This is a genomic window from Aquimarina longa SW024 (genome assembly GCF_001401755.1).
Classification (GTDB): domain Bacteria; phylum Bacteroidota; class Bacteroidia; order Flavobacteriales; family Flavobacteriaceae; genus Aquimarina; species Aquimarina longa.
The window spans coordinates 537,906-564,280 of sequence record NZ_KQ474099.1 but is presented as its reverse complement, the minus strand read 5'-3'; the positions used below and the strand labels follow the sequence as shown (position 1 = coordinate 564,280).

Sequence of the window (26,375 nt, the reverse complement as noted above, 5' to 3'; positions counted from 1 at the left end):
ATGAAAGAATTACAGTATTACAAATTTAGATTTCACCCAACGGAAATGGATGATTCAAAATCGAAAAGTTATCAGGATTTACAGTATGGAAAACTTTATTCGGATATGACGAATAAATATGAGAGCGAAGATTACATAGAAAGGAAGTTTTTTTTTCCAAAAGATAATGGGCAGTATAGTGCAGATCAACGCATACCAAATCAGGAAATAGAGTTTTATGAATTTTACCTCAAAGAAATTTGTGATGGAATAGATGATTTTATGTATACTATAGAAATTAATTCATCCTTAGGTTTTTTTGTTAGCCCTAGGTGTAAAGAATTCTTAAAGAAATTTGAATTGCCATCACATAAGTATTATCCAGTAAAAATTTCATTAGAAGAGGATTATGAGTGTTATTACTTATTAATAGCCAAAGAAGAGTTACATATTAATTATGAGCAATCAACATTTGTTGAAATGTTTGACGAAACTCAAGAAGTACCTGTTGCAAAATATCAGGATTTATTACAGTTAAATCCTGCAAACGAAGTAGGACCAGCACATTATAATGTAGCAGAGATTGAAGAAGAAATTATAGTTTTTGATATAGCACCAGATATATATCCAGTAGTGACCAGTGCTAATGGGTTTTTCTATTTTTCAGAGCGTTTAAAATTGGCATTAGAGCAAGAAGGAATGACAGGATTCAAGCTATATGAAGCAGAAAAACCAAAATTCTTTTTGGCTGATTAATAATAGGAGGATAAATAAAATTATAATATAACTGCTGCCAATGCAGACGCAGCGAAGTTTTTACAAAGTATGTCCGAAAAATTAGATAATGCTATTGATCGAATCCCATCAACAAGAAGAATAGATGAGCTTTTCAAACATGGAACTCATAAGAGAACAGGAATTCTTGATGTAGATGATTTTTATGATGAAGTTATTACATTATACAAAACAAAATAGAATTATGAAAGAATTACGATATTACGAATTTGAATTTTTTCCTTCAGAACTGAATGTTTCAAAATCGAAAAGTTATTATGATTTACATGATGGTAAATTGTACTCAGATATGAGGAATAAATATGAAAGTAAAGACTATTTACAAAACAAATTCTTTTTCCCAAAAAACAATGAGCAGTATAGTGCAGATCAACGTATACCCGATCAAGAAATACAGTTCTATGAATTTTACCTTAAAGAAATTTCAAATGAACCAGATGATTTTATGTGTTCTATAGAAATCAATACATCCTTAGGTTTTTTTGTTAGTCCTAAGTGTAAAGAATTATTAAAACGGTTCGAATTGCCATCCCATAGGTATTATCCAGTAAAAATTTCATTGGAAGAAGATTACGAATATTACTTTTTGTTAATAGCGAAAGAAGAGTTACATATTAATTATGAACAATCCACATTTGTAGAAAGATATAATAAAACTCAAGAAATCTCTATTAAAAAATTTCAGGATTTATTACAGTTAAATCCTGCAAACGAAGTAGGGCCAGCACATTATAATGTGGCAGATATAAAAGAGAAAATCATAGTTTTTGATATAGCACCAGACATATATCCAGTAGTAACTAGTACTAATGGGTTTTTCTTTTTTTCAGAGCGTTTAAAACTGGCGTTAGAGCAAGAAGGAATGACAGGATTCAAGCTATATGAAGCAGAAAAACCACAATTCTTTTTGGCAGATTAGATGGAGAGTAACAAACAACAATTACTCCTCGCTCCCACTAGTTTATAACTAGAATAACGATAACAGTAAGCAAGAAATAACTATAGAATAGAGAATAATATAAATAAATGATTTAATTAGGTGAAAGTAGCAGAAGTACAAAAAAGCACTACCGCAAAAAATACGATTCAGAAAAAGCGGCAACCCTTCTTTAACAAAGGAGGAGAAGGCAGTTTTTTTTCAAAATCTAAAGAAGCTACCACACCATTTTTCACACCCACCGTACAACCCAAACTAAAAGTAGGTAAGCCTAATGATAAGTATGAAGTAGAAGCCGATCAGGTAGCCGAGAAAGTGATTGATAAAACAGAGCCTACAGGAGCATCAGGGAGTACCAGTTCATCAGTTCCAGTACAAACAAAAACTGAAGAAGATACGATCCAGGAAAAACCTATTGCAGCACAAATACAACCCATAGGTAATTTATCAGAGGTAGCTCCAGTACAAAGAGAAGAAGAGGAAGACATTCAAAAGAAGGAGGACGATGAAGAGAACATTCAGATGATGCAAGAGGAAGAAGTCCAAAAAAAGGAAGGTGAAGAGGAACTACAGCAGCAAGAAGATGAAGAATTACAAAAAAAGGATGATCCAATACAAACTAAATCAGCCAATATAGCCCTTCCTAGTGAAGATTTTAGTACAACTTTACGCAGTTCCAAAGGTCAAGGTTCTGCATTATCTGGTAGTGCCAAAACTCAGATGGAATCTGGTTTTGGAGCAGATTTTAGTGGAGTAAAAATCCATACCGATAGTAAAGCCGTAGCGATGAATAAAACGTTAGGAGCGCAGGCATTTACGAATAAAAATGATATTTATTTTAATGAAAACAAATTCAATCCAGCCACCCAATCTGGACAAACATTATTAGCGCATGAGCTCACCCATACTATCCAGCAAGGCGCTTCAGGACCAGCATCACAAAGTAAAGTAGAACCAGATTCAGAAGTTACTACACCAACTACAGTATCAGATAAAAAAGAAGCATCAGAAGTCGTACCAGCAAAAGGAGAAGCACAACAGCCCTCAGAGGGGGGAAAACAACCAGCCACCACAACCCCAAGAAGTGCCGAGGAAGACCCTAATTTTAAGAAATTAGAACATAGAGTAGGCACTACTGCGACAGAGCAACAAACACATCAGCCAGCTACCACGGCATCATCAGCAGCACAAGCAGCAGCAGTATCCCCTACCAATGAGCGAGCAAGTACAGCACAAGCAGCTCAGGTAGAGACTATGGAGGAGCAAGAAGCAGGAGAGTTTAATGCAGCAACCTTTAAGGCACAATTGATGCAACGTATAGAAAGCATGGAATTGCCTAAAGATGAAGATCAGGCAGATGATTTTGAAAACAATAATAACATCAATGAAGTTGTCGAACAAGGAACCCAAGATGCATCAGCAGAGCGCGATAATGCAGCAGGCGCTATAGCATCGACAACCCAGGCAGCACCCAATACATCTGCCGTACCAGAACGACAGATCACACCACTCCAAGCAGAGCAATCAGGAGGATTACCAGCAAGTGTAGGTGCCAATCAAGCCATGCCCCCCTCCAGAGGCAATGCAGAGGTTAATCAACCGCTTACCGATAACATGAGTGAGGTAGATCAGCAGATGTCTGATAATCAGATTACAGATGAGCAATTGGCAAACTCTAATGAGCCACAATTTACAGGAGCATTAGGCGAAAAACAAAAAGCAAAAAGCCATACCCAAAACGCACCAAATCAATTTAGACAACAAGAGCAAGGAATATTAGCCAATGCCCGTGTTACTGCAGAAAATAAAGGTCAGCAAGCCATAGTAGGAATGCATGGTGATCGAACACAAGTCTTAGGGCAAGTACAAGGCAATCAACAGCAAACCAGCCAAACTGATACAGCAGAACGTACTCGTATAGCCAATGAAATCAATACCCTGTACGAAACCACCAAAACCGATGTAGAAACCATTCTTAGTGATCTTGATTCTAAGGTTCACCTTTTGTTTAAAGCAGGAGCCTCTCTTGCCAAGCAAGCATTCGAAGATTTTATAGAAAAGAAAATGGATAAGTATCGCGAGGAGCGATACGGAGGAGTAAGCGGTTTTTTCCGTAGGATAGGAGACGTATTTACAGGATTACCCGATGAGGTAAATAAATTTTTTGTAGAAGGAAGACAAGTATTTATAGATAAGATGGATTCGGTTATTACGACCATTGCTACTGTAGTGGCAGATAAACTAACCGAAGCCAAAACCCGAATAACTAAAGGACAGCAAGAAGTCCAAGAGTATGTAACTGCCTTACCACAAGAATTACAAAATATAGGTAAAGAAGCCGCAGATGGGATACAAAATAAGTTTGATGAATTAACAGAATCCGTAGATAGTAAGCAAGAAGAATTGATTGATAGTCTGGCAGAACAATACAATGAGCAATTACAAGTCGTAGACGCTCGTATCGAAGAGATGAAATCCGCCAACCGAGGGCTTATCGATATGGCACTCGATGCGATTGGAGCAGTGATCAAAGTGATCATGCAGATCAAAAACGTATTGACCAACTTACTAAGCACAGCATTAGAAGCTATAGGCGCTATTATCAGGGACCCTATAGGATTCTTAAGCAATCTAATTTCAGGAATTAGCCTAGGGTTTACCAATTTTGGAAAAAATATCTTTGCCCACCTACAATCAGGATTAATCAAATGGCTTACAGGTACATTAGGACCAGTGGGGATTACCATGCCCGAAAACCTCTTTAGTCTCGAAGGGATTTTCAGCCTTGTCAGTCAGATATTAGGAGTGACTTGGGATTTTATACGCAGAAAAGCCGTTAAGGTAATGGGGGAGAAAATGGTATCCGCTATGGAGACAGGATTTGAGTTATTTTTAGTGCTCAAAAACGAAGGGATTTCAGGACTGTGGAAACACCTCAAAGAAGAATTTCAGGATCTTAAAGAAACAGTTCTCGATGCGATAAAGAGTATGGTGATTACCACAGTGATTGAAGCAGGTATCAAATGGGTATTAGGTTTAATGAATCCAGCAGGAGCCTTTGTAAAAGCAGCCATGGCAATTATAGAGATCGTTAAATTCTTTGTAGAGCGAGGGAGTCAGATCTTAGAACTCGTTAACGCCTTTATAGCAGGTATTAAAGCCGTGGCCTCAGGATCAGTACAAAAAGTAGCTCAGACCATAGAAAAAGCACTAGCAACCGCACTTCCTGTAGTGATAGGATTCTTAGCCGCATTATTAGGGATTAGTAAAATAGCATCCAAAGTACAAAAGATCGTTAAAAAGGTACGTAAGCGTATCGATAAGGCGATCAATAAACTACTTCTAAAAGCTAAAAAAGCCTTTAAAAAATTAGTAAGAAAAGGAAAAGCAAAGGTGAAAGGAGCTGTTGCAGGAATTATCAAGTGGTGGAAAGCTAAGAAGAAGTTTAAAGGTAAAGATGGAAAACAGCATAAGTTGTTCTTTAAAGGTTCTGAGAAAAGCGCAGTACTTATGGTGGCAAGTACTCCTGAAAATTATTTAGATTTTATTAAAAGAATTAAGATACCTAAAGAGAATAAATCTGCCTTAAATACCAAAATAAATGCTAAAGCAAAGGCTGTTGAGGTTGATAAAGAATCTAAAAGACCTCTAAAAGGAGCTAATGAAAAAGAAAAAGAAAAAGATAGTAAGAAAAAGAAATTTAGAGTTAAAGCGTTTTTAACAGAGCTTGCCCCATTGACAGCTATTTTGATGGGAATACAAGAAGGTGAGTTGCCTAAATCTATCATTGTGTATAATGGTCAAACAAGTGAAGGATTTGCAAAAAGAGTAGAAGGAAGAACATTATCTAGAGAAGGAGAACCTGGATCAACTCCACAAGAAACTAATACAGCTTACGAAACCTTATTTATGAGAAAGCTAGGCAATGGTATTTATTACGTTAGAGGGCATATGATAAATGAACATCTTCATGGTCCAGGTAAATTGAAAAATTTAACTCCTTTGTCAGTAAAAGGGAATAAAAATCATTTAAAAGCAGCAGAAGACCCCGTAAAGATAGCTGTAAGGGCAGGAGCTGTTGTTCGATATACTGTTTCTGCTAAATATGATAGACCAAAAATATCATCAGAGACAATTACTGATGATGAATTTGAAAGAGCAGGAATACCAGAAGAAGAAAGAGGAAATGTTAAAAAAATTAGAAAAATAGAGAATAAGATTCCTTCTGGTTTAATGTTAGGTGCTGATGTACTTAAGAAAAATTCAAATGGTAAATGGGTAAAAGATAAGACTATTGTTTCGGGAAGAGGAATTATTAATCCAATTGATACAAATTTAAGTAGTTATAAGACAACTAAAAGAGTTATAGTAAAAGCAGTTGGAATCAAATCATCTTCAATTCAAGAATTAAAGGATGCAACAGGTATAGCAGGAGATATTATTTCTGTGATTAAAAATTCAGCCATTTTGGTTCCAGGTACTATTTTTAATATTGGGCAAATAAAAAACAAATTACCAAAAGCTGACGGATACATGGAAGAGAAAAAAATCCTATATCAAATTGCACTTGATAAGATAAGTGGAATGGATAGAAGTATAATAAAATTTAATTGATTTGAATATGTTGTTTTATGAAAATTTACAAGTTAAGCTTTATGAGTCTAAGCTTCAAAAAAAAATAGATTTTGATTTTTGGTTTTCAAGTTCAATAGATATAGAGAATGAAAAAGGAACTTTGTTAGATGAATCTTATTTGAATATTTTAAAACATGTAAATGGATTTAAAATAAATTGGAAAGCCAAAGAAGTTGATCAAGCATATGGAAATGTAGAGTTTTTAGAATTAGACGTAGTACAGTCGAGTTGGGAAGGTGTTGTATATGAAAATAGGGATTTGAAGATTAATGAGAATCTAAAGTTTTTTAGACCATTTGATCAAGTAAGCCCAGAAATTCTTTGTGGTTTTATAATGAAATCAGATGAGGTTTTTGATTCTATTTATTTACACAATTCAGGTAGTGTTAGTTTATCGTATCTCGATGTAAATTTTGAAGGATATATTACAATGCTTTATGAAGCAAAAGCATATAAGAACTGGCCTCAAATTTTACTTTACATTCAGGATGATCAATTAGAGAATGATTTGATAAAAAGTTTTCAAACGGATATGCTTCAGCTTTTTTCTGATTTTAGTTGGGAAATTTTTGTAGAGAAGTATGAATCATTACGATTGTCAAAAAAATAATGAAAACTCGATCCCATTAGTCTATGATAGTAATGATAAGAGCAAACAAAAAAACAAAACAGGATATACCAATAATCGATAAAAACAATAAGCAGAAAGGTATGTTTTGATAAAGATAAAATATCCAATGACCAATGGTCGATAAAAATAGTGCTGGGAATAAGGTTTTATGTACAGGGAAAGCACTTAATGTACCGATGGTCGGTATAATAGTCATAAGGAAGCCTATTTGTAGGACTGGGAAAGGATATGGCATACCGATGGTCGATAAAAATGAAGCAGGGAGGTAGTAGTGTAGGAGCGGGAAGGGTGTTTGTAGGAAAAGAAAGGCATTATGGATACCTCAGAAGTATAAAAAGAATGATAGGAGCTACATTTTGTAGGAAAAGAAGAAGATATATAGAATTATAAAGGATAAACAAATAAACACATAATAAGAATATATAAAAAATAATAACCAATGGCAGCAAATGACACACACACACTTAGTAAAGCACATCAATGGAACCGATTAACCTGTGATGCCATCCATTATGTTGGGATGTCACCTACAGTAGCAGCAAGAGCATTAGCAATGGTACATACAGCCATGTATGATGCATGGACTAATTATAACGATGGAGGTTGTGAAGTAAGTACTACTACAGGGAGCTATTTTAAGCAATCAGAAGCAGAATGTACTTCCAGAAATCGAGAAACAGCATACAGTCATGCAGCATATACCGTAGCACAAGAGCTATTCTGGTTACAGTTACCACCAGAGAAAAAAAATATGTTTAGAGATTTTATGTGTAGCTGTGATTTTGATCCCGATAACAAAGACTTAGAACCTAATAATGCAGTAGGATTAGGAAACCTATCCGCTAAACTCATTATAGAAAGTCGTGCAGGAGATGGAGCCAACCAATATGCTACGTTAGAAGAAGGACGATATGCTGATTACACGAATTATCGCCCCCTAAATCCTCCCGTACCACAACCCTTAAAATATGAAGAAAACTGGCAACCACAATTAGTAAACCATAAGCCACAAGAATTTCTTACACCACATTGGGGATTAGTACGACCATTCGCACTATCTTGGGCAGGGCAATGCAGACCCCCATCACCAGCATTCTGTGATCAGCGAGAATATAAACGACAAGCAGACCTAGTATTAGAATACAGTGCAGAATTAACCGATGAGCAAAAGCTTATGGCAGAGTTTTGGGCAGGAATGCATGAAGATAAATTTGTAGACTCCCCAAAAGATGGCGGAGAGCGCAGTGCAACCCCACCCGAACAATGCTGTAGACAAGCCCGATACCTATCCAAAATGTATGGATATAAAAATGCATATGATATCAAAATGTTTTTTGCATTAAGTAATGCACTATTAGATGCAGGAATCGCCGCTTGGGACAGCAAAGTATATTACGACTATATACGACCAATATCAGTAATCCAAGATATTTATAGAGGTAAGACTATAGAAGCATGGGGAGGTCCTTGCGAAGGAACAAAAACCATAGAAGGCGAAAATTGGACTCCGTATATTCCTACACCACCATTTGCAGAATACGTCTCTGGGCATAGTACCTTTAGTGCAGCAGCAGAAGAGGTATTATCTTGTTTTTGTGATAGCAATACATACGGAGAATCAGTAACAATTCCTAAAGGAGGTTCTAAAATAGAACCAGGATGCACTCCCGCAGAAGAGGTAACTATAGAATGGCCTACAATAAAACATTGCGCTAATGAAGCAGGGATTTCTAGATTATACGGAGGAATCCATTTTAAAAATGGTGATCTAGAAGGGCGTAAACTAGGAAATAGAATAGGATGCAAAGTATGGGACAAAGTATGTCAGTATTTTAATGCAGAACTTGGATAAGTTTTGATACGCTATAACTTTATTCCAGTGTAGGCTAGAATCTAAAAAATGCCCTTTTTTTTAAAGATTCATAGCACCCTTAATTACTCGGATAATGTTATTAGGTTAAGGGTTTAAGTTATTGACTAAAAGGTCTTAATTATGGATTCTGACCTGAAACAGAATGACAAGGCTACTAAAAAAGAAATACTTTCTGTTTGTCATTACAGTGTAGGTTGGAATCCATGATGGAAACAAATGCCTCTTTTGCTTTTACAAGCATAAGTTAATAGCGGAGTTTCGAGATTATTGATTATTTTTAAAAAGAGGTGTTAAACTGTTAGAAAACAAAGGTGTAAATAGTTAAATTGTATACGATAAACAATAAAAATTCCTTTTTTAAAAGGATAAAAATCTTATGAACGTAATCTCAATAGCAAATTTTAAAGGAGGAGTAGGTAAAACAACTACAGCAATTAATCTTGCTGCGGGATTACAAAAGAAAGGCAAAAAAGTACTATTGATAGATGTAGATCCACAAGCAAACCTTACGCAATCATTAGGGATTACAGAAGATATAGAAAAATCAATATATACCATATTAAGACAAGAAGCCTTTGGAGAAGAAACCAATATTACAGATGTACTACTTAATGCTTCTGGATTAGACCTAATCCCTTCGTCATTAGATCTTGCAGGAGCAGAATTAGAGTTAGCCAGTGTATATGGTAGAGAACAAATACTCTCGCAATTAATACAACCATTACAAGGATATGACTTTGTATTTATTGACTGTCCGCCATCAATGAGTATGTTAACCATCAATGCATTGGTAAGTAGTGATTTTGTTTTGATACCATTACAAGCAGAATTTTTACCTCTAAAAGGAGTACGAAGTTTTTTAAAACACTTTGAACTTGTAAAAAAACTAAATAAAAAAATTAAACTATTAGGATTCGTATTAACCAAATACGATTATAGAAAAAAAATGAACCAAGAGATTAAGTCACAGCTCCAAGAAGAGTTTTCTGAGGCAATGATCTTTAAGACACATATTCGAAGCAATATCGCATTGGCAAATGCTCAAGAACAGGGTAAAGATATTTTTACCTATGATAAAAATGCCAATGGAGCTAAAGATTATAGTGAGTTTACTATAGAATTTCTGTCTAAGTTTATGTAAAGTAGTAAGTAAGATTAAAAGGAAATGTAATCTCATTTCAGCACCTTGTTTACGCTTAGTATACATTTCGCAGAGATCTCCATAAAAATTGAGTAGCATAAATTAGGATTTAAAAAATGTAGAACGATGAAAAGTATATTTTCCAGTCGCCGTCACAAGAGCCCACATCATAATGAAGGGAGAGAAACTAAAGAAACCCCATTCTTTTCTAAAGAAACTAAGAACCCTTTTTTTAATATTGCAAAAGGTGGAGCAGTTCAGACCAAACTTACCGTAGGACAACCAGGCGATAAGTATGAAAAAGAAGCAGATAGTGTAGCAGATGCTGTAGTCAGTAAAAGCTCAAAACCAGAGATACAAAATAAAGAAATAAGTAGCATACAGCGAGAATCATTAGCAACCCCCCAAGAAGATGAAAAACTAGGAACAGCAGAACAGCGAGTAGAACAAGATAAACTCATACAAGAAAAACCCGAAATCCAAAGAGAAGAAGCTCCAGAAGAAGAGATGGTGAATAAAAAGGAAGCAGAAGAGGAGGAAGCCATACAAAAAAAAGAAGAAGAGGAAGGTATGGTAAATACAAAAGAAGCTCCAGAAGAAGAAATGATTAATAAGATGGAAGGAGAAGAAGAGGAATCTATACAGAAAAAAGAAGAGGAAGAAACGGTACAGGCAAAACATACTTCTGGGACTACACCAACAGCAAGTACACGATTATCCAATCAGATCAAAAGTAAAGCAGGAGGAGGTAAAAAGATGTCAAAAAACCTGCAAGCAGAAATGGGAGCTTCTTTTGGGAGGGACTTTAGTGATGTTAGTATCCATACCGATCAGGATGCTGTAACGATGAATAAAGAACTAGGAGCACAAGCATTTACCCATGGTAAAGATGTGTATTTTAACTCAGGAAAATATAATCCCGAAACCACCCAAGGAAAACGATTACTAGCACATGAGTTAACACATGTGGTGCAGCAGAATAAGGATGCTGAAAAACCTAATATACAACAACAATTTACTCCTGAGAAGGCTTCTGCAGAAATGATAGGTAAGGTATTTATCTTAAATACAGGTTTAATTTCTAGTGGAGGAAAAGTAAAATATCCTGAAGGTACAGAATTAACTATTACGAGCTGGGATAATAATAAAACAGTAGTTCATGGAAAAGCAGTAGGGAGTGATAAAAAAGTACACACTATTATCTTAAAAAAATCTTACATCCAACCAAAAGGAGGTACATCAGGACTCTATCAATATAATGCTGGGGTTGAAGGTCAAGTAGCATCTGTTGAGAAAGGAGAGCAAAAAATAGCAGATTGGGAAAAGAAGAAACCAGAATATAAGAAGTTTAATAATTTAAGAGGGTATGAAGCCGAATTAAAACGATTAAAAGGAGTACAAGAAATCAGACAAAAAACGTTAAATAGAAAACTTATACAAGAAACAATGTTTAATGCTTTTGATGCAAGTATTAAAAAATGGACAGATTATTATCATAAGCAAATAGGAGCACCTAATAAATGGGACAAGCTTGACCCAAATATTGTGAAATCTATGATTTTTCAGGAATCTCAGATGGGAACATCGGGTCAATATTTATATGAATCTCAAAGGTATGAAGGAGATCCAATGACTCGATTTAATTTAATGCAAGCTATTGATAGTTCCGGTAGTATCTTGACATTAATGATGAATGAAATGGATGCTGCATTAGCAGCAAAATATAAAATAAACGATGTAAAAAAAGATTTATATAAAGCTCAAAAGGAATATAAAGATTTACAAAAAAAAGCATCTTTAACTTCTTCAGAAAAGCTTAAACTATCAGGACTTCAAAAAAGGTCTGGTAATGGTAAAACTTGGGATTACTTCTATTGGTCAGATACTAGATTTTATGGAGCGTGGAAAGAATTTAATAAAAAACCAATAGGAAAAGATAGAAATATAGATTATGATTTTTGGGTAAGAACCGGAATTAGATGGGTTTTCGAAAAAAGAAAATCAGTTTTAAGTTGGGCTGAAGCAGTTAGAGCTTACAATGGGAGAGGATCAAGAGCGGTGAATTATAAATCGAATGTTATTAAAAGAAGAAATGAAGCAAAAAGTGCACATGGGAAAAAAAATAAACACAAACCAAGGGTGTCATATTAAACATTTATCGAACAGGATTATTTTTAATCCAATACTATTGTTAATGATTTTGTTTATGTATTCATGTAATAAAGAAGCTAAAGAGTTGTACATTACAGTTGATGACTTTAAGATTGTTGATAACAATCTCGATTTATTTATTAATAATTCAAAACAAGAAATAATTGAGATGAAGTGTAAAACAAGCTTTCCAATTGGGACTATTATTCTTGTTAATAAAGGAATAAGGATGAATACAACAAATGAAAATATATTGAAGAGTTCTTCATCGATTGATACGATCCAAGTTGATCAAGAGAAATTCCATGTGTTATTCCCGCCAGCTTATTTAGGAGGGTATATTAAACTTTCTGTATTTAAGGATATGCAAAGTCAACAAATTAATTCAGAATTGAACAAACAGTATATACTATCAGATAATAAAATTTACAGCGCAGAATATGAAATCGATTACGAAAAAGAAGAAATATCTAGTGGTACAAGCATCCCTAAAATCCCTATTCAATTAAAAATTAAGAAAATATAATAATTACTTATAACCGAAAAAGAAAAATTTTGAAACTAAAGTAACATATTAATTATGAAGAGTATTATAATGCTGTGCTGTTCTTTTCTTCTTTTGGCCTGTTCAAAAAAGACAAAAAATATGGATGGTAATAATGCTGTAGGACAATGGAATGCTCATTTGATAAAATGGAATTTACAATATTAAGGAAGAATCATCATTACGATTGTTTAATGGTAAGAGTACTGCACTATCTGTGTACAATAATGATATTTATATTGCAGTAAATAATGAAAGCGTTGGAACAATTACAGTTTATGACTAAGGTATTTTATAAAATAGGAATTTTACTGCTTTTATTGAATTTGTTTTTTCAATGCTCTGATAACAAGTATGATGAAGGTACGATGCATTTTAAAGTCTTTGCTCAAGAAGATGATATAATTTACAGTAATGGCTTTACAGATTATTTAATAACAAAATATAAATCCGGAAAAGTAAAATATTATCGATCTTTAAAGGTATCAAAAAATGATACTCTAAAAACACATATTATAGTTTCTCCAGAGTTTAAAAAGGAATGTAGGTATGCGATTGTGTATTCACTTAAGAGGGAAGGTATACAGAAAGTGAATTTAAAAGTAATGATAAAGAAAAAAGGAACCGATAATAGATACACAGTTTCTTTTATGAATTTAGGTAGTTTTTCATACAAGTATAAAACAAAAGAAGATTTAAAAAAATGGCTACATGACTGTTTAGCTAAAGCAACATATAAATGCTGTTATCCTCTAAAACCAGATTAGATAAATTTTTAAACTCAAATACGAATAGATAAAATAATACAAGAATATACCATATATAAGAAATAGAATGTAATCTAATTTATAAACTATATATGAATTATCACTATAATTTCACGATCTTACAGTAAAACAAAACTAACAAGTATACATGACCAACTTACCAGAATTCAATTATCTCAGAGAGCTCATAGAATACCGTTTAGAGACTTATTTTAATCAAGAATCAGATGTAGAGCTGCCTAAGATTCCTTCTTTAGATCATTGGGATATTATTGTTCCAGAAGTAATAAAAAACGCTAATCTAAGTACCGAGGAACATACACTATTACTCCTTGCAGTAAGCCCACATATTGATAGCGGATTTTTAGACGGAATTATACAAGATAAATTAGAATCTACAGGAGATTTTCCACAATTGGGAGGATCACGAGGTAAAAATTTTAGAGGATTTCTCCCCACAGGAGAAACCGCATTATTTGTACTAACAGGAACAGATTTTATAAAAAGAAAAGAGATTCTAGAATTCTTTACTCCAGATCATTTTTTTGCAAAAAACCATATCCTATGGTTAGAAGAATCCCCTAATGGAGAACCTTGGATGAGTGGTAAAATAGTACTTTCGCAGGAGTATGCAGAGCTATTCGTATTAGGTAAGGTCAGTAAACCCGCTTTTAGCATGAAATTTCCTGCTCAGATTATAGAAACCAAACTAGAGTGGGATGACCTGATATTGGGTGAAGAAACACATCAGCAAATCCAAGAATTACAAACCTGGATTACACATGGAGACACTTTGCTTAATGATTGGGGAATGTATAAAAAATTAAAACCAGGGTATAGTGCATTATTTTATGGCCCACCAGGAACTGGAAAAACATTAACAGCAAGTTTATTAGGAAAACATACAGGTAAGGATGTGTATAAGATAGATCTTTCTATGGTGGTATCTAAGTTTATCGGTGAAACCGAAAAAAACTTAGCGAATCTTCTTGCTAAAGCCGAAAAAACAGAAAATATCCTCTTTTTTGATGAAGCAGATGCACTATTTGGTAAACGTACCAATGTTAGAGATGCCCACGATAAGTATGCAAATCAAGAAGTCTCCTATCTTTTACAACGCATAGAAAGCTATAAAGGATTAGTTATTCTAGCATCTAATCTAAAAAGTAACATAGACGATGCATTTGTGCGACGTTTTCAGTCGATTGTACACTTTCCACTTCCTAAGGCATCAGAAAGACTAATACTATGGAAAAATGCGTTTCCTTCTAAAATAAGAATCCATCAGGGTGTTAATCTAGAGGCTATTGCACAGCGGTATGAATTATCTGGTGCAGAGATTATGAATGTAGTTCAATATGCATGCTTATCCGCATTAGGAGCCCATAAAAAAACAATGTATCAAGAATATATTATAAACGGAATCCAAAGAGAATACCAAAAAGGAGGAAGAGTAATGCGATAAGACAAATCCATACTATAGTTATCGGGACTAATACATCAATGTAGTATGTAATAAAAAATATCGAGAGTTATAACCCTCGATATTTTTTTGTTTAATTTTTAAATTTTATACAAAATTATGGATACTGTCTATTAATTTTATTTACAGATAATTTTAACTGATTTATAATATTTGCCATTCATCCTTATAGTAAGAATATAAAACCCTTTCTCTAATTTATTATTTTTGTAATGAAATTCATGAACTCCAGATTTTTTTACACCATTAAATAATTTTCCTATTACTTTTCCATTTATATTCAATAAACTTATTTCGATTTCACTTCTTTCTTTCATCGTAAAAGAAATAGTAAACTCCTTTTCTATTATAGGATTTGGGTATATCAATATTTTATTTGAAGAAGATTTAGCTGTATTTTTTTCTTCTTCATTAAAGCTTGGTTGAAATTTAGATTTTGATACTGGTTTAACAATATAATTATAATCAGGGCTAGTATACAAATAATCTTTTCGCGTTACTCTTAAAACATCTAACTGTGTATAAAATTTATATTTAGTATATACACTTCCTCCATAAATAGGAAGATGCCCAGTATACGCAACACTTTGAGATAGTTTTGAAGCTTCATCTGGATTGTAAATCGATATTTGTCCATCAAATCGGCTATAAGCAGCAATTTCATCTTTACCATCCTTATCAAAATCTCCTGTTGTGATTAAAGCAAACTCACTACCAGCATTAGAATATTTAGTAGAGATATAGCCATTGAGGTCTAAAATATCTATACGATTGGTTTTTCCAGCATAACTTCTATTGTGCATTACAATTTCATCTTTACCATTCCCATCATAATCTAAAGCCTTCATGTGATCGTGGAGTTTGAAGTCGGTATAAATACTTCCTCCATAAATAGGAAGATGCCCAGTATACGCAACACTTTGAGATAGTTTTGAAGCTTCATCTGGATTGTAAATCGATATTTGTCCATCAAATCGACTATAAGCAGCAATTTCGTCTTTACCATCTTTATCGAAATCTCCTGTTGTGATTAAAGCAAACTCACTACCAGCATTAGAATATTTAGTAGAGATATAACCATTGAGGTCTAAAATATCTATACGATTGGTTTTTCCAGCATAACTTCTATTGTGCATTACAATTTCATCATTATATCCATCCCCGTCATAATCCAAAGCCTCCATATGATCATGTAACCTAAAACCAGTTTCAATACTCTTAACATAAGAAGGATTACAACCAGTATATGAATTATAATAACTATTGTGTATCGAAATTCTTCCATCTACTTTGGAGTAAATTGCTATTTCATCTTCACCATCTCTATCAAAATCACCAGTAGTCATAAGATGAGCACTACTACCTGCATTTGTATACCCTATATGCTCTTCATAATTGGTGTTGTAAATACCAATTTTATTGGTCCCTATATTATCTTGTGGACTATTCAAAACCAATTCTGTATTTTTATGACGGAAATTATTTTTTTGTCTATGCTTATATAAAGATAGATGCCTGAAGCTTGTAAAAGGCTTACCAATACCTTTTAATGTTCCATTTCCATCATAAAAAGAATTTATTAAGCTTTTTAGAACTGCATCTCCAATTTTTACAATTTTAGTTTGATCGTTGTTAGATAATTCATGATACAATTGGCTATGAGTCAAAGTGCTCATCGCATCATATAATTCTATTTCTACATCAATATCTTGTTTTTCTTTATTTCCTTTTTCGAATCTTTTATAATCAGCAATTTCTCCATAGGCTCTTAATCTTACGGTATTTTGATTATTATTAAGGTCAAGAGACATATTTTCTTTTAAAAAATGATTAATTGTTAAAATGATTCTATTTTTTAAATTATCCTTAGCATATTTTACATTGGTTATAATTGATGGATGCTCACAAAACAATTCATCATAAAGTAATATTAAGTTTCTTAAAATATTACCCGTATAGTGTCCTTGCGAATCATGGAATTCTTTTCCATTAGGACCTTCTTTTTTAGCGCAAGAGGAATATGACCAAGCACCATCTTCTTCCTGATGAAAATCAATTGATTCTTCATATACTTGGATTGCAGTATCTAGATATTTTGACTCTTTAGTAACTTTATATGCATTTACAAGCCCCCATATACTATTTGATAATTGATTGGTATTTCTGCTATGGCTTTCTTTTTTACACGTACCATCTTTATTATCTCTATAATAATTATGATGAGCTAAAGCATGAGGAATAAACCAATCTCCTAAACTCTTTATTGAAGTTAAAATTTCATGTAACTGAAAATCATTTTGATTGATCCCGTTTTTTTTGAAGAACAAATAAGCTTTAGTTAATGCTTCCATTGCATAACCCGCTTCGAACTGTTCAGCTTTATTATTAAATCCAGCTTCATTATGCCCTCCACTATTTGGAGTCGTTTGATTTGGTCGTGATCTCCAACTCCAAAAAGCCCCGACATCATTACCGTCCTTTTGCTGTTCGTCTAGAAGATATTTTGTTCCTTTTAATATCCGATTATAAATATGAGTATCATCATTTAATGTTCCAGTTCCATATACATTAATATAACCCACTATTATTCTGCCAATTTCTCTTATCATAGGTCTACAACTAGGATAGTCATTCCTAAGGCATGAATCATCAGGGCATTTACACGAATCATTATAGTCACATGCAGTATACCAACCCGAATAATTAGGGCTTTGACCATTAAAATTTGGCAAATCAACTTCAGTTGTAAAATATCCATTTCCCCAGGAGCCTTCTCCCCATGTAGTAGAGCTAAATGTTACTCCAGATTGGTTTATAGAGGAAATTTTCATTGGATTATATATATTTTCCAAAAAAGCATGAGTCTTTTTTATTAATTGATCAATCCTAACTTCATCTTGGGTGTTAATAGTAATTAACCCTACAGGTAAATTTTCTATTTCCTGAGCTTTTACTGCTGTAAATAAAAGTAGGAAAATAATAAGCGCTATTTTTTTCATTTATTGAGTGTTTTTAATATTAGTTCAATGTTATAAGTATATGTCATATCGGATTAAAATGTTACGAAAAAAACAGGAATATTTTCATAAATGATTGGTCGTAAATTTAGAAACAATATTTGCACCTAGTTATATTCTTCTGCATTAATAATTACCATACTATTCTCTTCCCTACTATATATAGGATTTACCCTATATAATTATGCCCATAAAAAAATCATATCATCTATAAAAAACACTCTTTTTACGGTTTTAAAGTAAAAATTTTGTTGGAAGAATTCCTATAAAATTAGGAAATATTCCAAATAAAGAAATTAATTTTGTATTATAATTACGAATAGAATTGGTCAGATTTTAGGTTGAATAGAAAAAACAGTTGGTGATGAAAAACAAGAATTATGAATATGATATTGCGCTTTCTTTCGCAGGAGAGAATAGAGCGTATGTAGAAGAAGTGGCGAATAGTCTTAAGGCAAGAGGTATTAAAGTGTTTTATGATCTATTTGAAGAAACAAATCTGTGGGGGAAAAACTTATATGAATACTTATCAGAGATTTATCAAAATAGAGCTAGATATACCATACTTTTTATATCGGGATTTTATAATAAAAAGTTATGGACAAACCATGAGAGAGCTTCTATGCAAGCAAGAGCTTTTCAAGAAAGTAGAGAATATATACTACCCGCTAGATTCGATGATACAGAAATCCCAGGAGTTCTAAAAACAATAGGATATATTAACCTAAAGGATAGGACACCAGATGAATTTGCAGGTTTGATAGAAAAGAAGCTTAAAAAAGACCATACTTTTCTAAAAAGTAAATTATCAACACTTTCTACTTTGATTAGCCCTAAACCTTTTCTGTTTACACTCAAAGTTGTAAATCAAGAAGAAGAAACAATTAAGAATGCTAAAATTGTATTGGTAGCTAATAATTCTACATATCTCGAAGGATTTTCTGATGAAAAAGGATTATCTCATTTTATTATTCGAACACGTAAACTATATACTGTTCTTATAGCACACCCCGAATACCCATCAGTAGTATTTGACAATGTAAACCCTAAAGAAGATATCAAAGTAGCGATCAAAAAATCTATAGGCTCTAGCTCTATTATTATCAATAAATCCGGAGAAATCCCAGGGATCTCAGGTAGAATAAAACCAATTTTAAAAAGTAATACCAAAATAGCAGTATATGCGGATAATATTGCTATCGAAGGAGGAAAGCATCAACCTTATGATTTTGAGTTAAATAAATCTATAAGCATAGAAGATAATGGAGGAAATATTTTACATTTAACCTTTCGATTTTTTAAAGGAAGAATTGCTTTACTAGATTATTATAAACCCAAACCATCTTAGATTATGAAAAGAATAGTGATCTTTTTAAGTTTTATAGTGTTTTTAGCCTGTAAAGAACAACCAAAAGAAGTTACAACAACATCTATTGTAGGTACTACTATAGAAGAAACTCTATCTCCAAAAGATAATTTTGGAATAGTAATACATGGAGGAGCAGGGACTATTTTAAAAGAAAATATGACTCCAGAAAAAGAAACCGCTTATAAAATGAAGCTCGAAGAAGCGATTAGAATAGGGCATACCATTCTCAAAAATGGAGGAACAAGTCTAGAAGCAGTAGAAAAAACAATAAACGTATTAGAAAACTCTCCTTTGTTTAACGCAGGTAAAGGAGCTGTATTTACCAACCAAGGAACAAATGAGTTAGATGCCTCTATTATGGATGGAAGTACCCTAAATGCGGGTGCCGTTGCAGGAGTAAAAACAATCAAAAATCCAATAAACCTCGCAAGAGAAGTAATGCTAAACTCTCCTCATGTATTATTATCAGGTAGTGGAGCAGAACTATTTGCTAAAGAGAGAAATATAGAAACTGTTGATCCTTCTTATTTTTTTACAGAAGATAGAATGCGATCTTTAGAAAAGGTAAAAGAGACCATAAGCAAAAAAGAAGCTGACAAAACCACTGCCTTTTATGATCATACTATTAAAGACTCCAAATTCGGAACCGTAGGATGTGCAGCTCTCGATAAACACGGTAATCTCGCAGCAGGAACCTCTACAGGCGGAATGACTAATAAAAAATGGAACCGTATAGGAGACTCGCCCATTATTGGAGCAGGAACTTATGCTAATAATGCTACATGTGCCGTATCGAGTACAGGGTGGGGGGAATATTTTATACGAGCGATGGTAGCTTATGATATCTCTGCATTAATGGAGTATAAAGGACTATCTCTTAAAGAAGCAGCCAAAGAAGTTATCCAAAATAAATTAACTAAACTTGGAGGTACAGGAGGTATTGTAGCGATAGATCATAACGGTGCTATAACAATGGAGTTTAATACAGCAGGCATGTACCGAGCCACAATGAATGCTACTGATGAACTTACAATTGGGATTTATAAGAAGGATGAATAAAAAATGATCCATTAGTGTGATTACACCTTTAAAATGATATGTTTTTGAAAAAAAATATAAAAATGTTGTTATATCTATGTTTTTAAGAGAAATAAGATCAAATTTCCCTGTTTACAGTAGGTAGAGCATTCAAAAAATAGTTTACTTTTATAGAGTCAACTAAAAGTAACCCTCTATGCGATTATCACGAATATTCTATCTATTCCTTTTTATAGGAATAATATTCTCTTGTAAACAAAAAGATGCAAAGTCTTTAGCAGAAGCCAATGCTTCAGAATTAGAAACATATCAAGAATATATATCAGATATATCTTCTGGGACTATTTCAGTTTTAGATAACGTATATGTAGTATTACAAAACCCTATAGCAGGTTGGGATGATAATCAAGAACTACCCAAAAACGTACTTACAGTATCACCAAAAGTAAAAGGAGAACTAATAGCTGTAAATAATCAAACCATTTCTTTTAAACCAGAAGAAGGATTTGATCCAGACACAGTATACACATTTACATTAGATTTAGGAAACCTAGTAAAAGATCTTCCAGAAGATTTAGACAATGAATTCGTTTTTACGGTGAAAACAGTGAAACAGCAATTCTCAGTAATTACAGATAATCTACAATCCTACAGTAAAGATTGGCAATATATTGACGGTACAGTAACTGCAAGTGATCAAATGAAGTTTGATGTAGCGAAGCAATTAGTTACAGCCATGCAAAATGGAAATAAAGTACGTGTTAAATTTAATGAAACGGTTACCAAAAGTCGTCAATTTAGTTTTAGAATCGATAGTATTCAGCGTTTTGATGAAGACTCAGAAGTAGCAATAAAATGGTCAGGAAAATCCTTTGATATTGACACCGAAGGATCATCCATGTTATCAATTCCAGGGAAAAATAATTTTTCTGTCATCAGTATTTCAGTAGCCAATGCAGATGCTCAATATGTAGAGATTAATTTTTCTGACCCGCTTCAAAAAAATCAGAATTTTAATGGATTAGTAACCATTGCTGGCGAAAAAAACTTAAAATATACGGTTAGCGGTAATGTCTTAAAAGTATACCCAAGACAAGAACTCAAAGGAAGTTTAGGAGTCACTGTTTTTGAAGGAATCCAAAGCACAGACCATTATAAGTTAAAGCATACATACACTGAGAATATCTCTTTTCAACAACCCAATCCAGAGCTTAAATTAGTACAGAGTGGGGTGATCTTACCAACCTCAGATAATCTAAAATTTAATTTTTCAGCCATTAATCTACGAGCTGTAGAAATGAAAGTGGTTAAAGTTTTTAAAAATAATATCCTTCAATTTTTACAAAAAAATGAGCTAGAAGGTTCTAGTGATCTAAGAAGTGTAGCAAGACCTATCGCAAGAAAACTAATCAATCTTCAGGAAAACTCATCACTAAACCTAAGTAAATGGAATGCATTTTCTATAGATTTAAAAGAGTATATTACACCAGATCCAGGTGCAATTTATAGAATAGAATTAAGCTATAATAGAGCACATTCTTTATATAAATGTGATGGCGAAGTAGCAGATAGTACTCCAATAGATGAATTAGTAGAGAATTATGATGAGGAAGAAGCAGAAACTAGTCTCTGGGATAACTCACAGTACTACGATGAAGACTATTATGATTATGACTGGGATCAAAGAAATAACCCATGTAGTGTATCTTATTATAGAGATAAAAAAGTAAGTACCAATATTCTAGCATCTAATATAGGAGTAATCATTAAGAAAGGACTAAATAATGCCTATACCGTAGCAGTTAGTGATATTGTAACAACTACTCCAATCTCTGATGTAAAAGTAACGTTTTATAATTACCAACAGCAAGAGATGGGAGTCGCTATGACCGATGCAGAAGGAATAACAGGATTTGATGCAGATCGACCAGTATATTTTGCCATTGCCCAATCAGGAAAACAACAAACCTATATAAAACTAAATGATGGAAACACACTATCAGTAAGTAAATTCGATGTGTCTGGAGTGCAGTTACAAAAAGGAATTAAAGGATTTATCTATGGAGAACGTGGTGTATGGCGACCAGGAGATACCTTATTTTTATCTTTTATGCTTAATGATAATGCCAATAAATTACCCAAAGGACACCCTGTAAAATTCGAGTTACGAGATCCTTATGGAAAAGTGACCTATCAGAAAACGAAAACTAATGGGGTTAATAATTTTTACAAATTTGTGGTAAAAACACCTGATGATGCCCCTACAGGGAACTGGCAAGCTAGAGTAAATGTCGGAGGAGCAAGTTTTAGCAAAACACTAAAAATAGAAACAATAAAACCAAACCGTCTTAAAATCAAAACCACTTTTGATGATGAGGTATTAGGAATTAGCAAAAGTATACAAGGTAATCTAGAGGTATTATGGTTACATGGTGCCGTAGCAAAAAACCTACAGACAGATATCAATGTAAGATTTAACCCTAAGCCTACCAATTTTAAGACATTCCCAGGATATGTCTTTGATGATCCAACCCGTACTTTTGGAGCAGAAGAACAAGAAGTGTTTGAAGGTGCTATATCAGGAGAAGGAAAAGCTAGTTTTAGTCTTACACCAAGATTAGAAAATAAAGCAGCAGGGATGCTAAGAGCTTCTTTTATTACCAAAGTATATGAAAACGGAGGTGACTTTAGTACTGATGTGATTTCTAAAGACTTTTCGCCATACGATACCTATATCGGAGTCAATGTTCCAAAAGGAGATAAAGCAAGAGGAATGTTACTCACCGATGTACAACATAATTTCGAGGTTGTCTCTGTAGATGATAAAGGGAAACCAAAATCAGTAAAAGATCTAGAAGTCTCTATCTATAAAGTAGATTGGAGATGGTGGTGGGATACCTCAGAAGATAATCTATCCTCTTACAATAGTGGATCATATCATGATAGAGTTTTTACCACTAAAGTGACTACCAGTAGTAACGGTAAAGGAAGTTTTAAGTTCGAGTTAAAATACCCCGAATGGGGAAGATATCTAGTACGTATAGTAGACCCTGATGGAGGGCATGCTACCGGAAAAATAATGTATATCGATTGGCCAGGCTGGGCAGGTAAATCCAGAAAAAGTGACCCATCCGCCGCCGCAATGCTATTATTTTCTACAGATAAAAGTACATATACAGTAGGAGAAAAAGCCATTATAACATTTCCATCTAGTGAAGGAGGTAGAGCATTAGTAAGTGTAGAAAACGGTACAGAAGTACTATCATCACAGTGGGTATTAACCCAAAAAGGAGAAACCAAATTCGAGTTACCAATCGAAGACATATATACCCCTAATGTCTATATTAATATCACATTAGTACAACCACATTCTTTTACCGCTAATGATTTGCCAATACGTTTATATGGGATAGTTCCAATTTCTGTAGAAAACCCTAGTACTAAGGTACAACCAAAAATAACAATGCCAGATGTACTTCGACCAGAAGAAACCATAACCCTAAAAGTAGGAGAAACGAACGGTAAACCAATGACGTACTCCATTGCTATTGTCGATGAAGGATTGCTAGACCTTACGAGGTTTAAAACCCCGAATCCATGGACGAGTTTCTATGCGCGCGAAGCACTAGGAGTAAAAACATGGGATATATACGATGATGTTATCGGAGCCTATGGTGGAAGTGTCAATCAGGTGTTTAGTATCGGAGGAGATGCCGAAGCAGGAGGAAGTAAATCTAAGAAAGCCAACCGTTTTAAACCTATGGTAGTTTTTGAAGGACCTTTTGAACTTAAAAAAGGAGAAAACCGATCACATACGATAAAAATTCCTAAATATGTAGGATCTGTACGTACCATGATAATTGCTTCTGATTCAGAAAACGCAGCCTATGGTAGAGCTGATAAAACCACACCAGTACGTAAACCACTAATGGTATTAACATCAATTCCAAGAAAAATCACCCCAGGAGAAAAAGTAACGATCCCTGTGACTGTTTTTGCAATGGAAAAGAAAGTAAAAAATGTAACCGTTACCCTAAAACCAACTAAAGGATTTACAGTAATTGGCGAAACACAACAAAAACTATCATTCCCACAACCTGATGAAAAAATGACCTACTTTGATATTCAGGTGTTAGAAGGCGCTTCAATAACAGATATCGAAGTCATCGCAAAAGGAGGAGGAGAACGAGCATCCTATAAAGTACCAATTACGATTATGAACCCTAATCCAATGACTACAGAAGTTACCTCTGTAGTGATAGAACCCAATAGTCAGAAAGAAGTGAATTTCGAAGCTTTTGGGATCACAGGAAGTACTAGTGCTACAATAGAATTCTCATCATTACCAGCCATGAATTTCGAAAGTAGACTAAACTATCTGATTAGATATCCACACGGATGTATAGAACAAACCACCTCTGCAGCATTTCCACAATTACATTTAGGAGAAATTTTTAACCTACCATCAGAGAAAAAGCAAAAAATTCAGAAAAATATCGAAGCAGCAATCCATAGGCTAAAACGTTTTATACAACCCAATGGAGGTATGTCATACTGGCCAGGGAATGGTAATGCAGATGATTGGGGAACCACCTATGCAGGTCATTTCTTATTAGAAGCTAATAAACAAGGATACGTATTACCAATTGGTTTTAAAAACAATTGGATTACATATCAGCAGCAGCAAGCCAAACGATGGAGAAGTGGAGGTAATGATCTAACACAAGCCTATCGATTATATACGCTAGCACTAGCAGGTAGCCCTGATTTGTCCTCTATGAACCGATTAAGAGAAACATCAAGCCTGTCTAACGATGCCAAACTAAGACTAGCTGCAGCATATGGATTAGTAAGCCAGACATCTGCAACAAATCAATTGCTAAACGGAGCGCATATCAATTTTATATCTGATAAAAATAATCAGAACACCTATGGCTCTGCTGATCGTGATCAAGCAATGGCATTAGAAACATTAGTATCACTAGATCAAAAAGTAAAAGCACAAAAAATAGCAGTAGACCTAGCCAAAAAACTATCGTCTAAAAAATGGATGAGTACACAAACTACATCATACGCCCTATTGGCAATGGCAAAATATGCAAACTATGTAGGAGGAAAAGGAATAGATGTAACCTATACTCTAAATGGAAAATCAAGGACAGTTACTACTGATAAAACAGTAGCCACATCAGGAGAAGTAGCGATTCAGAAAAATAATACATTAGTATTTAAAAATAATAAAGACAACACCATTTTTGTACAAATCGCCACAAACGGAATTCTACCAGTAGGGCAAGAAAAAGTGCTGCAAAGTAATTTTAGAGCTATTGTAGATTATAAAGATAGATCTGGTACGATCATCAACCCTACACAATTAACACAAGGAACTGATTTTGTTGCAGAAGTAACCATCACTAATACTACAAACACTAAAATAAAGAATGTAGCCCTAGCCGAAATTTTCCCATCAGGGTGGGAGGTCGTTAATACACGTTTTACAGATTTTGGATCATTTAGAGCCAATGCTGTTACCTATACTGATATACGAGATGATCGGGTAAACTTCTATTTTGATCTAAAGCCTAAAGAGAGTAAGACCATGACGATTCTATTAAATGCTTCTTATCTAGGAAAATATTACCTACCAGGCATTCAATGTAGTGCGATGTATGATAATGAGTATATTGTAAGAACACAAGGTAAGTGGGTTGAAGTCATAAAATAAAAAAACAATATTTATACCATAGGTTTCGCATAGATAGAAACCTATGGTATAAATCGAATTGCTGAAAATATAACATGATAACAACTGCTATATGACATATGGTTTTATACATTAAGTTTTGCTATCAATTAAAGCTGAGTATTACAATATGTATTTATTATTGAGAGTGTTTTTAAAAATTCATGCTCTTTTTCTGGATGGTTTTGTCATTCTAGTGTAGAATAGAATTTATTGTTATGATAGAGAAGGAATTTAAATTGATCATAAAAACTATTTCCTTATCTGTAAAA

General features: G+C 33.7%; 17 protein-coding genes. 16 read left to right on the top strand and 1 reads right to left on the bottom strand.

Annotated features, from left to right (window positions below; translation table 11 throughout):
- The 13 genes from N456_RS11430 to N456_RS11385 all read left to right on the top strand — a co-directional run bounded on the left by N456_RS11430 (nt 1) and on the right by N456_RS11385 (nt 14,918).
- A complete protein-coding gene (locus N456_RS11430; protein ID WP_062056990.1) occupies nt 1–735 on the top strand; it encodes a hypothetical protein in 735 nt (244 codons plus the stop codon).
- A gap of 69 nt (nt 736–804) precedes the next feature.
- Nucleotides 805–954, top strand: coding sequence for a hypothetical protein (locus N456_RS24440; protein WP_158447876.1), 150 nt, complete (start codon nt 805–807; stop codon nt 952–954).
- 4 nt (nt 955–958) lie between these two features.
- Nucleotides 959–1,693 carry a hypothetical protein gene (locus N456_RS11425; protein ID WP_148639300.1) on the top strand — a complete coding sequence of 245 codons (735 nt, stop codon included), beginning with the start codon at nt 959–961 and terminating at the stop codon, nt 1,691–1,693.
- 120 nt (nt 1,694–1,813) lie between these two features.
- Nucleotides 1,814–6,325, top strand: a complete 4,512-nt coding sequence (locus tag N456_RS11420; protein WP_062056986.1) for an eCIS core domain-containing protein — start codon at nt 1,814–1,816, stop codon at nt 6,323–6,325.
- A gap of 7 nt (nt 6,326–6,332) precedes the next feature.
- Nucleotides 6,333–6,956: a hypothetical protein gene (locus N456_RS11415; protein ID WP_062056984.1), complete on the top strand. Its 624-nt coding sequence runs from the start codon at nt 6,333–6,335 to the stop codon at nt 6,954–6,956.
- Between the two features lie 249 nt (nt 6,957–7,205).
- Nucleotides 7,206–7,367, top strand: a complete 162-nt coding sequence (locus tag N456_RS24435; RefSeq protein ID WP_158447875.1) for a hypothetical protein — start codon at nt 7,206–7,208, stop codon at nt 7,365–7,367.
- A gap of 49 nt (nt 7,368–7,416) precedes the next feature.
- Nucleotides 7,417–8,829, top strand: a complete 1,413-nt coding sequence (locus tag N456_RS11410; RefSeq protein ID WP_062056982.1) for a vanadium-dependent haloperoxidase — start codon at nt 7,417–7,419, stop codon at nt 8,827–8,829.
- A gap of 397 nt (nt 8,830–9,226) precedes the next feature.
- Entirely contained in the window at nt 9,227–9,991 is a 765-nt protein-coding gene (locus tag N456_RS11405; RefSeq protein ID WP_062056980.1) for a ParA family protein, read from the top strand.
- 126 nt (nt 9,992–10,117) lie between these two features.
- Complete coding sequence (locus N456_RS23730) at nt 10,118–12,142, top strand: eCIS core domain-containing protein (RefSeq protein ID WP_082422514.1); 2,025 nt, start codon at nt 10,118–10,120, stop codon at nt 12,140–12,142.
- Between the two features lie 55 nt (nt 12,143–12,197).
- Nucleotides 12,198–12,668 carry a hypothetical protein gene (locus tag N456_RS11395; RefSeq protein WP_148639299.1) on the top strand — a complete coding sequence of 157 codons (471 nt, stop codon included), beginning with the start codon at nt 12,198–12,200 and terminating at the stop codon, nt 12,666–12,668.
- A gap of 54 nt (nt 12,669–12,722) precedes the next feature.
- On the top strand, nt 12,723–12,854 hold the full coding sequence (locus N456_RS25155) for a hypothetical protein (protein ID WP_262482834.1): 132 nt from the start codon (nt 12,723–12,725) through the stop codon (nt 12,852–12,854).
- A gap of 83 nt (nt 12,855–12,937) precedes the next feature.
- A complete protein-coding gene (locus N456_RS11390; RefSeq protein WP_062056976.1) occupies nt 12,938–13,453 on the top strand; it encodes a hypothetical protein in 516 nt (171 codons plus the stop codon).
- 148 nt (nt 13,454–13,601) lie between these two features.
- Nucleotides 13,602–14,918: an ATP-binding protein gene (locus N456_RS11385; RefSeq protein ID WP_062056974.1), complete on the top strand. Its 1,317-nt coding sequence runs from the start codon at nt 13,602–13,604 to the stop codon at nt 14,916–14,918.
- 137 nt (nt 14,919–15,055) lie between these two features.
- On the opposite strand, the gene N456_RS11380 is transcribed toward N456_RS11385, so the two are convergent.
- The gene (locus tag N456_RS11380; RefSeq protein ID WP_062056972.1) at nt 15,056–17,935 is read right to left on the bottom strand and encodes a T9SS type A sorting domain-containing protein; all 2,880 of its coding nucleotides are present in this window, start codon (nt 17,933–17,935) and stop codon (nt 15,056–15,058) included.
- Nucleotides 17,936–18,317: 382 nt separating this feature from the next.
- On the opposite strand from N456_RS11380, the gene N456_RS11375 reads away from it, so the two are divergent.
- The 3 genes from N456_RS11375 (at nt 18,318) to N456_RS11365 (ending at nt 26,085) form a co-directional block, all read left to right on the top strand.
- Nucleotides 18,318–19,301, top strand: a complete 984-nt coding sequence (locus N456_RS11375; protein ID WP_062056970.1) for a toll/interleukin-1 receptor domain-containing protein — start codon at nt 18,318–18,320, stop codon at nt 19,299–19,301.
- A gap of 3 nt (nt 19,302–19,304) precedes the next feature.
- Nucleotides 19,305–20,381, top strand: coding sequence for an isoaspartyl peptidase/L-asparaginase family protein (locus tag N456_RS11370; RefSeq protein WP_062056968.1), 1,077 nt, complete (start codon nt 19,305–19,307; stop codon nt 20,379–20,381).
- 175 nt (nt 20,382–20,556) lie between these two features.
- Nucleotides 20,557–26,085, top strand: a complete 5,529-nt coding sequence (locus N456_RS11365; protein ID WP_062056966.1) for an alpha-2-macroglobulin family protein — start codon at nt 20,557–20,559, stop codon at nt 26,083–26,085.
- Nucleotides 26,086–26,375: the final 290 nt, after the last annotated feature.

Coding starts and splice junctions, on each gene's coding strand:
- N456_RS11395 (WP_148639299.1), top strand. CDS start 12,198: ATGTATTCATGTAATAAAGAAGCTAAAGAGTTGTACATTACAGTTGAT.
- N456_RS24440 (WP_158447876.1), top strand. CDS start 805: ATGTCCGAAAAATTAGATAATGCTATTGATCGAATCCCATCAACAAGA.
- N456_RS11365 (WP_062056966.1), top strand. CDS start 20,557: ATGCGATTATCACGAATATTCTATCTATTCCTTTTTATAGGAATAATA.
- N456_RS11410 (WP_062056982.1), top strand. CDS start 7,417: ATGGCAGCAAATGACACACACACACTTAGTAAAGCACATCAATGGAAC.
- N456_RS23730 (WP_082422514.1), top strand. CDS start 10,118: ATGAAAAGTATATTTTCCAGTCGCCGTCACAAGAGCCCACATCATAAT.
- N456_RS11385 (WP_062056974.1), top strand. CDS start 13,602: ATGACCAACTTACCAGAATTCAATTATCTCAGAGAGCTCATAGAATAC.
- N456_RS11380 (WP_062056972.1), bottom strand. CDS start 17,935: ATGAAAAAAATAGCGCTTATTATTTTCCTACTTTTATTTACAGCAGTA.
- N456_RS25155 (WP_262482834.1), top strand. CDS start 12,723: ATGAAGAGTATTATAATGCTGTGCTGTTCTTTTCTTCTTTTGGCCTGT.
- N456_RS11390 (WP_062056976.1), top strand. CDS start 12,938: ATGAAAGCGTTGGAACAATTACAGTTTATGACTAAGGTATTTTATAAA.
- N456_RS24435 (WP_158447875.1), top strand. CDS start 7,206: ATGGCATACCGATGGTCGATAAAAATGAAGCAGGGAGGTAGTAGTGTA.
- N456_RS11430 (WP_062056990.1), top strand. CDS start 1: ATGAAAGAATTACAGTATTACAAATTTAGATTTCACCCAACGGAAATG.
- N456_RS11375 (WP_062056970.1), top strand. CDS start 18,318: ATGAAAAACAAGAATTATGAATATGATATTGCGCTTTCTTTCGCAGGA.
- N456_RS11405 (WP_062056980.1), top strand. CDS start 9,227: ATGAACGTAATCTCAATAGCAAATTTTAAAGGAGGAGTAGGTAAAACA.
- N456_RS11370 (WP_062056968.1), top strand. CDS start 19,305: ATGAAAAGAATAGTGATCTTTTTAAGTTTTATAGTGTTTTTAGCCTGT.
- N456_RS11425 (WP_148639300.1), top strand. CDS start 959: ATGAAAGAATTACGATATTACGAATTTGAATTTTTTCCTTCAGAACTG.
- N456_RS11415 (WP_062056984.1), top strand. CDS start 6,333: ATGTTGTTTTATGAAAATTTACAAGTTAAGCTTTATGAGTCTAAGCTT.